Source organism: Pandoraea commovens, assembly GCF_902459615.1.
GTDB lineage: Bacteria > Pseudomonadota > Gammaproteobacteria > Burkholderiales > Burkholderiaceae > Pandoraea > Pandoraea commovens.
This window is the reverse complement of record NZ_CABPSA010000002.1, coordinates 389,368-402,156: the sequence shown is the minus strand read 5'-3', so window position 1 is coordinate 402,156 and position 12,789 is coordinate 389,368. Positions and strand designations below refer to the sequence as shown.

The following is a 12,789-nucleotide window of genomic DNA, read 5'->3' as shown; positions in this document are numbered from 1 at the left end:
GCGAGCGACACGGTGGCGAGAACACGCGCTAAAGTCCGGCAAAGAGCGGTGCCGATACCGGCGGCCGCACGTCCTGGCGAAGACTCCCTATGCCCGCTACGTCACTGCCTTTTGCCGCTCGCGCGAGCCGCGCTGTCGCGTCGTTCGCCATCGCCCTCGTAGCGATGTCCGCGCTCGCCTTCGCCTGGGCCGATAACGCCGAGGCGCAGGAAAAGCTCAGCATCCCGTCGCTCGATAAGGATGCCAATGGCGCCCCGTGATGATCGACGCCTATCTGTTCCTTGCGGCCAATGCCAGCGCGCCGACACCGGCCGTGGTCTTCATGCATGGCTGCAACGGCATGTTCTCGCGCAAGGGCACCATCGACCGTCGCGAACTGGACTGGGCGCAGCGGTTCAATGCGCAAGGGTATGCGGTGCTCATGGTCGACAGTTTCACCTCGCGGGGGCAAGGCAGCGAATGTGCGAGAGGCGGGCCGGTGCGCCCGTGGGAGGAGCGCCCACGCGACGCTTATGGCGCGTTGCGTTACCTGCAATCGATACCGGGTATCCGGCCGGACCGGATCGCGTTGATGGGCTGGTCGCATGGTGGCGGGACCACGCTGTTCGCCATCGGCCCGAAAAGCCTCGGTCGCACGCAGGATGCGACAGCCGCGCCCGACTTCGTGGCCGCTGTTGCGTTCTATCCCGGCTGGTGCAATGCCCGCGCGCAGGGCGCGAACTGGTCGACAACGATTCGGCTGCTGATACTCACGGGCGCGGAGGACGTCTGGACCCAAGCGGCCCCGTGCGACGCGTTCGTGAAAGACGTTACCGCGCAAGGCGCACCGATTACGCTCCACATCTATCCGGGCGCGTATCACGACTTCGATTATCCGAATCTCCCGGTCCACTCACGCCCGGAGTTCACCAATCCCAAAACCCACGTCGTGCCGATTACGGGCACCCAGCTCGAAGCACGCGACGACGCGATAAAACGCGTTACCGAATTTTTGGCGATGGCTTTTGGGAAGTGAGTTTTGCGGTTTTTCCGACCGGACGATGGACGTCTTGCCGCAGAGGCACGTCAGGCGGGCATCTGCGACTCGCTCGCGCGAATCTATTCACAGGCCATCCACAGCTTAATCACAGAAATTTCGCAGATCCCCACAGGAAATCCACAGGATTGCCCCGGGGTCATGCACAGGATATTCACCACATATCCACCGGATACTCACGGGTTATCCACGTCTTTTTGCCGACTTTCACCCCGCTTTTCCACCGCATATCCCACGGGTATCCACAGGCTTACCCACAACCCTGACACAGCTTGATAACAAGGTTATCTACAGGCTTGTCCACAGGTGCTGCGCTGTCTGGCAGAAGAGGATGAAGTGAAAAGCGAGCGCCCAAAACAAAATCGGCCGCAAACAAGGCGGCCGATTTGGTATCGGAGACTGCTTTCCCGGAGTCGCGTCGCGCTGAATTAGCGCTGGCTCACGGGGTTACGGCAAGTACAGCGATTCGCAAGTGCGATTAGTTACCGAAGTAGGTCGTACCGGCTTGTTGCAGACCGCCAACCGAACCCATCGTGACCGGGGCGCTGGCCGTTGCCGGTTGTGCGCTCGGGGCTGCCTTCGGGTACACCGTGTCGTGTTGGACCACGAGACCGGCCTTTTGCGCTTGCACCAGTTCTTCACGAACTTGAGCGCGGGTCAGCACGCTGGTTTGCGGAACCCACGAGAATTCCGAGGGACCGTCGAAAGCGTCGCTAGCGAAAGCCGAACCAGCCGAGACAGCCAGCATTGCGGAAACGAGGGCCGAGGTAATAAGAGTGCGCTTCATGGTATTTCTCCTGTCTGTTTGAAAGAGGCGATGTTCAATTCATCGTCGACAGTTGAAGTGTATTAGTCGCACCTATCGCAATAAAGTCTATAATTGTCTATTTCTAATTTCTATTTTAGAAATAATTAGGAACTTATGGCTAAGTCCGATGAAGCATCAATCGCGCCGGAAGTAAGTGCACGCCTCTTTTAAAATCCAGGCATATCGGAAGATTTATTAATACATGAAATCGTATACGATATTCCCCATTGAAAGCCGCAAATGAAAACGGGACGCCTGATGCAGGCGTCCCGTCTGACTCGCTGGCAAATGCCGAATGGCGCTCGGTCGCAGCCGCTTACTACTACTTCGCGGTCACTTCCTCCGGCGTCACCACCGTGGCACCGGTTCCAGCCGTCTGAGCGAGCACCGGTTTGAGTGCGATGCCGGTGTGGCTAGCCTTGACCTTCGCCAGTTCGTCCGGCGACGTCGAGGCGACCACGGTACCGCCGTCCTTGCCGCCCTCCGGTCCCATGTCGACGATCCAGTCGGCTTCGGCAATCACGTCGAGGTTGTGCTCGATGACGACAACCGTATGCCCCCCGTTCACCAGTCGGTGCAGCACATTGATCAGACGTGCCACGTCCGCCATGTGCAACCCGACGGTCGGCTCGTCGAGGACGTACAGCGTGTGCGGCGACTTCTGTCCGCGACGCGTAATGTCGTCGCGCACCTTGGTCAGTTCCGTCACCAGCTTGATGCGCTGCGCTTCGCCGCCCGATAACGTCGGCGACGGCTGCCCCAGCGTGAGGTACCCCAGCCCGACGTCCTTCATCAGTTGCAGCGGATGCGCAATGCTGGGCATCGACGCGAAGAATTCCACGGCTTCATCGACTTCCATCGTCAGCACGTCGCCGATGCTCTTGCCGCGCCACGTCACCGCCAATGTTTCGGCGTTGAAGCGCTGCCCGTGGCAGACGTCGCAAAGCACCTTCACGTCCGCCAGGAAGCTCATGCCGATGGTCCGCACGCCCTGACCTTCACAGGCCGGGCACCGGCCCTCGCCCGTGTTGAACGAGAAGCGCGAGGCCGAGTAGCCACGCGCGCGGGCTTCGAGCGTATCGGCGAACAGACGTCGGATGGTGTCCCAGAACCCGATATAGGTGGCCGGGCACGAGCGCGGTGTCTTGCCGATAGGCGTCTGGTCGACTTCGAGCACACGATCGATCGTCTCCCAGCCCGTGACGGATTCGCACCCGTGCCACGCATGCACCACCGGACGACGCGGCTCTGCGGTCGCTTCCGACTTCGCGCGCGGCTTGCCGTCCGCCTTCACTGCATGGCGCACCGTGCCCTTGCGCGCACGACGCTCCGCAGGCGAAGACAACACCGAACGCCCCACGGCATCGAGCAGGTTCGTCATCAGCACATCGCGCGCGAGCGTCGACTTGCCGGAACCGGACACACCAGTGATCGCCGTGAGTCGCGACAACGGCAGCGAGGCCGTCACGTTCTTCAGGTTATGAAGCGTCGCGCCGTGCACCGTCAGCCAGTTCGGCGGAACGGCTTCAGCACCCGTCGCCCCCTTTGCCCCCTTTGCCGGTGCAACGACTTCGCGGCGCGGCTGAAGCGGATGCTGCAACGGATGGGCGAGGAACTTGCCGGTCAGCGAATCGGGATGCGAGGCGAGATCCTCCACATTGCCCTGCGCGACGAGCGTGCCGCCGCGCTTGCCTGCCCCCGGACCGATGTCGATGATGTGATCCGCGCGACGAATCGTGTCCTCATCGTGCTCGACCACGACCAGCGTGTTGCCCTGATCGCCAAGCTTGCGCAGCGCGCCGAGCAGAATGCCGTTGTCGCGCGGATGCAAGCCGATAGTCGGCTCGTCCAGCACGTAGCACACGCCCTGCAAGTTACTGCCGAGTTGCGCCGCGAGACGAATACGTTGCGACTCGCCGCCCGAGAGCGTCGGTGCGGCGCGGTCGAGCGTGAGGTAGCCGAGGCCCACTTCTTCCAGAAACTCCAGACGCCCCTGAATCTCGCTGATCAGATCGCGGGCGATGCTCGCATCGCGCCCTTGCAGTTCGAGGCCCTGAATCCACTGGCGCACGTCCGTCACGGTCCATTGCGCGACGTCGGAGATGGCGTGTTCGTCGAACGTCACCGCACGCGCCACACCGTTCAGGCGCGCGCCGTGGCAATCCGGACACGGCTGATCGCCCACATCTTCCGGCTCCTGATCCTGCGACGGCAGCGAGTGCTCGCGACCACGATTGTCCTGATTGAGGACGGTGTCGTCGAACGCTTCACGCTGTTCGCGCGTGAGTGCGAGCCCCGTACCGACGCACGTCGTGCACCAGCCGTGCTTGCTGTTGAACGAGAACATGCGCGGATCCAGATCCGGGTAGCTCGTGCCGCAGACCGGGCACGCACGTTTGACCGAGAACACCTCGATCTCGCCTACGCCTTCGCCCGGTTGCTCGTCGGTCATCGTGTCGCCCAGACCGTCGAGCGGGGCGAGCAGATGCATCACGCCCTTGCCCAATTCCAGCGCCGCCGCCAGCAACGTGCGCAGCAAGCCTTCGTTCTCAGGCGTCACCACGACATCGCCCACCGGCAACTCGATGGTGTGTTCGCGGAATCGGTCGAGCTTCGGCCACGGATCGACCGGCAGGAAAACGCCGTCGACACGCAGATGCGAATGTCCACGCGCCTTGGCCCATTTCGCCAGATCGGTGTAAATCCCCTTACGTCCCACGACGAGCGGTGCGAGCAGTCCCACGTGCTGGCCGCGACGGTCGCGCATGAGTTGCGCGACGATGGAGTCGGGGCTTTGTGCCGTCACCGGCGCGCCGTCGTGGATGCAATGCTGGATGCCGAGCTTCACGTACAGCAGACGCAGGAAGTGCCAGACTTCCGTGGTCGTCGCGACGGTACTCTTGCGTCCACCACGCGACAGACGTTGCTCGATAGCGACCGTCGGCGGAATGCCATACACGGCGTCGACTTCCGGACGCCCCGCTGGCTGCACGATGGACCGCGCATACGCGTTGAGCGATTCGAGGTAACGCCGCTGTCCTTCGTTGAACAGAATGTCGAACGCGAGCGTCGATTTTCCCGAGCCCGACACACCGGTGATGACGCTGAACTTGCCACGCGGGATCGCGACGTCGAGCGATTTCAGGTTGTGTTCGCGCGCATTGACGATGCGAATGTCGTCGCCGCCCGCAGGCTTACGATGTGCGCGCGCGGTACGCAACGCCGTTTGCAGCGGCATCCCGACATCGCTCGACGCTTTGCCCGCTGCCACGGCCTGTGCAGGTGCGACCACCGTGCGTTCGTACTCGGCGAGTGCGCGCCCGGTGTGCGACCCTTCGCACGCCACGACATGCGCGAGTGTCCCCGCACACAACACTTCACCACCGCCTTCGCCGCCTTCCGGCCCGAGATCGATGATCCAGTCCGCCGCACGCACCACGTCCAGATTGTGTTCGATGACGAGCAGCGAATTGCCGCCGTCGAGCAACTTGCCGAACGCGCGCATGAGCTTCGCGATGTCGTCGAAGTGCAGCCCGGTCGTCGGTTCGTCGAAGATGAAGAGACGGCCACGATGCGCAACCTTCTGCCCGCTCGCCGTCTTCTTCTGCGCCGCTTCTGCAAGGAAACCGGCGAGCTTCAGACGTTGTGCTTCGCCACCGGAGAGCGTCGGCACCGGCTGGCCGAGCTTCACGTATTCGAGGCCGACGTCCACGATCGGCTGTAACACACGCAGCACGTCGCGATCCGACGAGAACAGCTTCACGGCCTCGTTGACGGTCAGTTCCAGCACGTCCGACACGCTCAGTTCGCGCATCGCTTCGCCGGGAATGGCACGCTGGATCTTCACGTCCAGCACTTCGGCGCGGTAGCGCTTGCCGTCGCAATCCGGGCAACGAAGATACACATCGCTCAGGAATTGCATCTCCACGTGTTCGAAACCCGAGCCGCCGCACGTCGGGCAACGGCCATTACCGGAGTTGAAGCTGAACGTGCTGGCGTTGTAACCGCGTTGCAGCGCGACTGGCTCAGCAGCGAACAGCTTGCGGATTTCGTCGAATGCGCCGACGTAACTTGCCGGATTCGAGCGCGCTGTCTTGCCGATAGGCGACTGGTCGACGAACACGACGCCCGACAATTGCTCGGCACCGATCAGTTCGTCGTGCGCACCCGGTGCTTCGGTGGGGTCACCGAAGTGACGCGCCAGCGCCGGGCTGAGGATGTCCTGCACCAGCGTCGACTTACCGGAACCGGAGACGCCGGTCACGCACACGAGGCGTCCCAGCGGAATGTCGACGTCGACGTGCTTGAGGTTGTGCTCGCGGGCACCGGTCAGCGTCAGACGCGGCGTCGCCTCGTCCACCGGACGCGCGCGCCAGTTCGACGCGTTCGCCACATGTTTGCGACCGCCGAGATAGCTGCCGGTCAGCGTGTCGGCGTGACGCACTTCCTCGGGCGTACCGTCGAACACAATCTGCCCACCGCGCTCGCCCGGCCCCGGCCCCATGTCGATGACGCGATCGGCGGCCAGCATCACAGCCGGATCGTGCTCCACGACGACCAGCGTGTTGCCCGCATCGCGCAACCGATGCATCGCGGCGACGATGCGGTCCATGTCGCGCGGATGCAAACCGATACTCGGCTCGTCGAGCACGAACAGCGTGTTGACCAGCGACGTACCGAGCGCCGTCGTCAGATTGATACGTTGCACTTCGCCGCCGGAGAGCGTGCGGCTCTGGCGGTCGAGTGTGAGGTAGCCGATGCCGACATCGCACAGATACTTCAGACGCGTGCCGACTTCCTCTTGCAGCAACTTCAGCGCGTCATCGAGCAGGCTGGACGGCAACGTCAGCGAATCGAAGAACTGACGCACGCGCGTGATCGGCATGAGCATCAGATCGTGCATCGTCAGGCCGGGCAGCGCTTCGAGTTGCTCGCGCGACCACGACACACCACGCGGCATGAAGCGCTGGGCGGGCGGCAGCACGGCGTCGGCATTCTCTTTCGAGCCGAGTCGCCACAGCAGACCTTCGGTCTTCAGACGCGCACCACCGCATGTGTCGCACGTGGTGTAGCTGCGGTACTTCGAGAGCAGCACGCGAATGTGCATCTTGTACGCCTTCGACTCCAGATAGCCGAAGAAGCGGCGAATGCCATACCACTGCTTGTTCCACTCGCCTTGCCAGTCGGGGTCGCCTTCGATGACCCATTCGCGATGTTCGGGCGAGAGCTTCGACCACGGCGTGTCGCGCGGGATGCCCGCTTTGCCTGCGTACTCCAGCAGGTCTTCCTGAATCTCTTTCCACGCGGGCGTCTGAATCGTCTTGACCGCACCACCGCGCAGCGTCTTGCGTTCGTCGGGAATCACCAGACCGAGGTCGACGCCGATCACGCGACCGAACCCGCGACACGCTTCGCACGCGCCGTACGCAGAGTTGAACGAGAAGAGCGCGGGTTGCGGATCGGCGTAATGCAGATCGCTGTCGGGGCAATGCAGGTCCTGCGAATAGCGCCAGATGTCCGGCTCGCCTTCTTCGGCCAGCACATAGACGTTCACCCGGGCACGGCCGCGCTTGAGCGAAGACTCGATGGCTTCCATCGCGCGCGCCTTCTCCGTGTTCTGAAGACGGAAGCGGTCGGCGACAACGTCGAGCACCTTTCGCGTGCCCTCGGTGGTCGTGATTTCGCGCTCAGCCTGCACGCGTGTGTAACCGGACGCCGAGAGCCATTGCTCCACTTCGTCGGGCGTGACGCTACCGGGCAACTCGACCGGGAAGGTGACGACCAGACGCGGATCGCTCTGGGCGGTGCGCGCCATGAGGTCCGCGTAGATCGTCTCGGGCGTGTCGTGACGCACCGGCTGGGCGGTTTCGCGATCGAACAGCGCCGCCGCGCGGGCGAAGAGGAGCTTGAGGTGATCGTTGAGTTCGGTCATCGTGCCGACCGTCGAGCGCGAGCTGCGCACGGGGTTGGTCTGATCGATGGCGATGGCGGGCGGCACGCCTTCCACGTGGTCGACCTGCGGACGATCCATGCGGTCGAGGAACTGGCGCGCGTAAGCGCTGAACGTCTCGACATAGCGGCGCTGGCCTTCGGCGAACAGCGTGTCGAAGACCAGACTGGACTTGCCGGAACCGGACGGACCGGTCACGACGGTCATCTCACCGGTCTGGAGATCGACGTCGAGATTCTTGAGGTTGTGCTGGCGGGCGCCACGAATACGAATGGCGTGGCTGGCCGACGGGTCGGGTTTCGAGGAGGACTTGTCCACTGGGTATCAGAGCCGTATCAGTGCGAAAAGGACAAAGCGACAAAACGACAGAGCGCATAAGCGCCTCGGGGGAACTACTGTATCAGGCCGATGCGACAGCCGCTGGCAGCATCCAGACGTCGCTGGCACGCTGCGATTGTACTGTACATTTGTACAGCATCAACCCAATCCCCCATTCGCGGTGGTCTTAATCCCCCCTCCATCCGTCACCGCACGATAGGTCATGATATGATGCGAATGATTATCATTAACCTCAAAAGCTGCTAGATCAGCGACGGTTGCCGGTTCGGGCGACCAAGCCAACATCATGATGCGTGACGACAACGGGGGACGCAAAGATCACGCACGCGCGGACGCGTCCGGCGTGGCCGCGCTCTATCACGATCACCACGGCTGGCTGCGCAACTGGCTGCATCGCAAACTCGGCAATCACGGCGACGCCGCCGACCTCGCGCACGACACTTTCGTGCGTCTGCTCAGCAAGGACACCCCCGTCTGCCCGCGCGAACCCCGCGCCTTTCTCACTGTGGTCGCGCAAGGACTGGTCGCCAATCTGCATCGCCATCGCAAGATCGAAGCTGCTTATCTCGACGCGCTCGCCGCACAGCCCGAAGCCATCGCGCCCGACCCCGAGACCCGCGCCATCCTGCTCCAGACACTCATCGACATCGATCGTCGCCTCGACGGCCTGCCGCCTGTCGTGCGCCGCGTTTTCCTCATGTCGCAACTCGACGGCCTCGCACAGCGTGACATCGCCGAGACCGTCGGCATCTCCATCGCGACCGTGCAACGCCATATCGTCAAAGCCCTGCACGCCTGCTGCTTCGGAGATGCCGCATGATCCGCCCGATGCCCTCCAACGAGAGCTCCGCCCGCCTCGCAGCCACCACGTCATTACCGGAAGCCGTCACGCTTGCGGCCACCGAATGGTTCGTCCGCCTGCAAGCTGTCGGGACAAATGACAAGGCGGACGCGGACACGCACGCCGACTGGCAACGCTGGCATGACGCCGACGCACGACACGCGCTCGCGTGGCAACGTCTGGTGGACTTCGGCGCACATCTTCGGACAATTCCTCCGCTGGTTGCGCACAACACGCTCGTGCGGGCCAACGCGAATCAGGGTCGACGCCGCGTGCTCGGCCTCATCGCGGTCGCGGGTGTGACGGGCGCGGTCTGGTCGGCCAGCGACTCGAACACCGTGCACGCCTGGCGTGCCGATCTGAGCACCGGCGTGGGCGAGCGCCGCACGGTACAGCTTGCTGACGGCACTGTCCTCGCGCTCAACACCGATTCCGCCGTCGACCTGCACTTCTCGCAGGACGTGCGGCGTCTGCGACTCGTGCGCGGGGAAATCGCAGTCACCACAGGCGCGGACGCAGATCACGGGCATCGCCCGTTCTTCGTCGACACCGCTCAGGGCAGTCTTCAGGCGCTCGGTACACGTTTCGCCGTCCGTCAGCACGACGACAGCGCCGCCGTGGCCGTGCTCGAAGGTGCGGTGCGCGTGGTCCCGGCCAACGCGACCGACGCCGCCGTCGTTCTCACGGCCGGACAGGGCGCCACCTTCGACGCCACGGCCCTGCGCTCACGCTTCGACGATGTCGGTGTCGCCAATGCAGCTGCCGCGTGGACACAAGGAATGCTAGTCGTGCACGCCATGCCGCTCGGCGCGTTCCTTGCCGAACTGGGTCGCTATCGACGCGGGCATCTCGGCTGCGCGCCGGAGATCGCCCGCTTGCCGGTGTCGGGCATCTATCCGGTCGACGACACCGATCGCGTGCTCGACATGCTCTCGCGCGCCTTGCCCGTCGACGTCCAGCGCTACACCCGCTGGTTCGTGCGCGTTCAGCCGGGCAACAACGCCAGCGCAAACACTGGCCGTTCACCCACCGAAGTGCCCACGCGCCGCGCCATCGGCGGCGACCGCACGCACACCTGAAACGGCCGTCACCCACGCACCGAAAATTTTTTGACGTCGGACTGAGGGGTTTTCGAATCTCGCGGGGCATAGACAGGAAAGCCCAATTCGATGTTTCGATGCTCCCAGGAAAGGAAACCGCCGTCATGTCTTCTCACGTCAGCCACACGCTCTCGCGTGCCGCACGTGCCCGCGCGCCCGCCCGTCACACACACCGCGCCGTCACCCTCGCCGCCGGGGCGCTCTTCACGCTGACCGCCCTGTCGGCACTGACCGTCCTCACGACGACGGACGCTCATGCACAGACACCGGCACAAGCGGCCACCGCCGCACGCGCCGCGCAGTCGCTGCACATCCCCGCCGGTTCGCTGCAACAAGGGCTGGTCGCCTTCGCGCAGCAGACAGGCCTGATGATCTCGTACGACGCCGCCCAGATCGCCGACAAGCGCACGGCAGGCGCCTCCGGCACGTACACGCCGTCGCTCGCCCTCGCGATCCTGATCGAAGGCACGGGCCTGCAAGCGACCGGCCAGCCGAACGGCGGCTACATCGTCGCGCCCGTTCCGAACGCATCGGCCGCCACCACCACCGGTGCGGCCGTCGCCTTGCCGCAGACCGACGTGACCGCCCGCGCCGAGCGCGACGTCGCACGCGGTCCAGTGGTCGGCTATGTGGCCACACGCAGCGATACGGCGACCAAGTCGGATACGTCGATCATGCAGACGTCGCAATCGATCAGCGTGATCCCGCGCGATCAGATGAACGATCAGGCCGTCCAGACCGTGACGGACGCGCTGAAGTACGCCGCCGGGGTGAACGCCGATCCGTACGGCAGCGACACCCGTGCCGACTGGTTTTACATTCGCGGTTTCAACGCCGATGTCTACTGGGACGGCCTGCGTGTGCCGCAGATCGCGAATCGCCCTGGCAGCTACGCCGCCGTTCGCGTCGATCCGTACACGCTCGAGCGTGTGGAAGTGCTGCGCGGACCCAGCTCGATCCTCTATGGCGCAGGCAACCTCGGTGGTCTCGTCAATCTGGTGAGCAAGGCACCGAGCGCGGAAGCCTACCGCGAGATCGGCGTCGACTACGGCACGTTCGACCGTCGTCAACTGCGTGTGGACATGACCGGCCCCGCCAACGAAGACGGCACGCTGCTCTATCGCATCACCGGCCTTGGTCGGATGTCGAACGCGCAGACCGACAATGTGAGCGACGACCGTCTGATGATTCAGCCGTCGATCACGTGGCGTCCGAACGCGCAGACGAGCTTCACGTGGTTCGTCAACTACATGCAGGACAACATGGGCTCATCGGTCAGCTATGGCCCGGCGCTGGGCATGGTGAAGGACTCCCGCTGGGGCCGCATCGACCGCGATCTGCTCACCGGCGATCCGTCGTTCGACCGCTATCGCAAGACGCAGGTCGCCACCGGCTACCGCTTTGAACACCGCGTGAACGACGCGCTGCAATTCCGCTCGACGGCGCGCTTCACGCACATGGATCTCGACTACAAGTCGATCTATGGCACCGCGCTGCTGGCCGATCAACGCACACTGCAACGCACGGCCTATCAGGCCGCGCCGATCCTGAACGGCTGGCAGCTCGACAACAACGTGCAGTACGACACGACGACCGGCCCCGTCGCGCACAAAGTGGTCGGCGGCGCGGACTTCCAGACGCAGCGCTTCCTGAACCGCGTGTGGTCGGGCTCCGCACCGTCGCTCGATCTCTACGCGCCGGTTTATGGCGTGAAGGGCGTGTTGCCCGCCAACCCCACGACCAGCACCGACCAGACGCAAACGCAACTCGGCCTGTACCTGCAAGACCAGATGCGCTGGGACCGCTGGTATCTGACGCTGGGTGGCCGGGAAGACTTCACGTGGTCGACGACCGACAACAACCTCAACAAATCGTCGGTCAAGCAAACGCCGAACAAGTTCACGTGGCGCGCGGGCCTGCTGTACGAATCGGCTATCGGTCTGTCGCCGTACTTCAGCTATTCGACGTCGTTCCTGCCCACGCTCTCGACCAACCTCGCGGGCACGCCGCTTGAGCCGACCACGGGTCAGCAGTACGAAATCGGTGTGAAGTACCAGCCGGTGAACACCGATGCCATCTTCACGGCGTCGCTGTTCAACCTGACGCAGCAAAACGTCTCGACTGCCGATCCGACCAACACGCGCAACACAATTCAGACGGGCGAAGTGCGCTCGCGTGGCGTGGAACTCGAAGCCCGCATGAGCCTCACGTCGAAGCTCAACATGGTGGCAAGCTACACATATCAGGACGTGGAGGTCACGCGCAGCAACAACACCGATCTGGGCAAGCGTCCGTATGGCGTGCCGCGCAATATGGCGTCGCTGTGGGCCGACTACAACTTCGGCAGTGTGGGCGATGCCAAGCTCGGCGCGGGGGCCGGTATCCGCTATCTCGGCCAGACGGCGGGCGACTCGGTGAACTCGTTCTCGGTGCCCAGTGTGACGCTCGTCGACGCGTCGCTGCACGCCGACATCGGCTGGCGCTGGCGTCTGCAACTGAACGCAACCAACCTGTTCGACCGCACCTACGTGGCGGGCTGCAACACCACCGTGCAGTGCTACTACGGCACGGGCCGCACGGTCATCGGCAGCGTGACGGCGCGCTGGTAAGTCACCGACGCGTTGGGGACGAGGCGTCGCGCAAGCCGCTTCCCCAACGCGCAGTCGTCTCGGGAGTTGCCTCGCGTCAATGGAGTAGCATGGCGGCATCCGGGCT

Annotated in this window: 7 protein-coding genes; 5 read left to right on the top strand and 2 right to left on the bottom strand. The window is 63.8% G+C overall.

Annotated features, from left to right (window positions below):
• Positions 1-89: 89 nt before the first annotated feature.
• Positions 90-260 carry a hypothetical protein gene (locus PCO31010_RS26940; protein WP_246184505.1) on the top strand — a complete coding sequence of 57 codons (171 nt, stop codon included), beginning with the start codon at positions 90-92 and terminating at the stop codon, positions 258-260.
• Positions 260-1,015, top strand: a complete 756-nt coding sequence (locus tag PCO31010_RS07990; protein WP_246184504.1) for a dienelactone hydrolase family protein — start codon at positions 260-262, stop codon at positions 1,013-1,015. The genes PCO31010_RS26940 and PCO31010_RS07990 overlap by 1 nt, the downstream gene beginning before the upstream one ends.
• 499 nt (positions 1,016-1,514) lie before the next feature.
• Here the strand turns inward: PCO31010_RS07990 and PCO31010_RS07985 are convergent, their stop codons facing one another.
• On the bottom strand, positions 1,515-1,823 hold the full coding sequence (locus PCO31010_RS07985) for a DUF4148 domain-containing protein (RefSeq protein ID WP_150663788.1): 309 nt from the start codon (positions 1,821-1,823) through the stop codon (positions 1,515-1,517).
• Between the two features lie 343 nt (positions 1,824-2,166).
• Complete coding sequence (gene uvrA / locus PCO31010_RS07980) at positions 2,167-8,112, bottom strand: excinuclease ABC subunit UvrA (protein ID WP_150663787.1); 5,946 nt, start codon at positions 8,110-8,112, stop codon at positions 2,167-2,169.
• Between the two features lie 307 nt (positions 8,113-8,419).
• On the opposite strand from uvrA, the gene PCO31010_RS07975 reads away from it, so the two are divergent.
• The 3 genes from PCO31010_RS07975 to PCO31010_RS07965 all read left to right on the top strand — a co-directional run bounded on the left by PCO31010_RS07975 (position 8,420) and on the right by PCO31010_RS07965 (position 12,683).
• Positions 8,420-8,953 carry a sigma-70 family RNA polymerase sigma factor gene (locus PCO31010_RS07975; RefSeq protein WP_246184503.1) on the top strand — a complete coding sequence of 178 codons (534 nt, stop codon included), beginning with the start codon at positions 8,420-8,422 and terminating at the stop codon, positions 8,951-8,953.
• On the top strand, positions 8,950-10,053 hold the full coding sequence (locus PCO31010_RS07970; protein WP_150663786.1) for a FecR domain-containing protein: 1,104 nt from the start codon (positions 8,950-8,952) through the stop codon (positions 10,051-10,053). The genes PCO31010_RS07975 and PCO31010_RS07970 overlap by 4 nt, the downstream gene beginning before the upstream one ends.
• 125 nt (positions 10,054-10,178) lie before the next feature.
• Positions 10,179-12,683, top strand: a complete 2,505-nt coding sequence (locus PCO31010_RS07965) for a TonB-dependent siderophore receptor (RefSeq protein WP_174984491.1) — start codon at positions 10,179-10,181, stop codon at positions 12,681-12,683.
• Positions 12,684-12,789: the final 106 nt, after the last annotated feature.

Coding starts and splice junctions, on each gene's coding strand:
- PCO31010_RS26940 (WP_246184505.1), top strand. CDS start 90: ATGCCCGCTACGTCACTGCCTTTTGCCGCTCGCGCGAGCCGCGCTGTC.
- PCO31010_RS07990 (WP_246184504.1), top strand. CDS start 260: ATGATCGACGCCTATCTGTTCCTTGCGGCCAATGCCAGCGCGCCGACA.
- PCO31010_RS07985 (WP_150663788.1), bottom strand. CDS start 1,823: ATGAAGCGCACTCTTATTACCTCGGCCCTCGTTTCCGCAATGCTGGCT.
- PCO31010_RS07975 (WP_246184503.1), top strand. CDS start 8,420: ATGATGCGTGACGACAACGGGGGACGCAAAGATCACGCACGCGCGGAC.
- PCO31010_RS07970 (WP_150663786.1), top strand. CDS start 8,950: ATGATCCGCCCGATGCCCTCCAACGAGAGCTCCGCCCGCCTCGCAGCC.
- PCO31010_RS07965 (WP_174984491.1), top strand. CDS start 10,179: ATGTCTTCTCACGTCAGCCACACGCTCTCGCGTGCCGCACGTGCCCGC.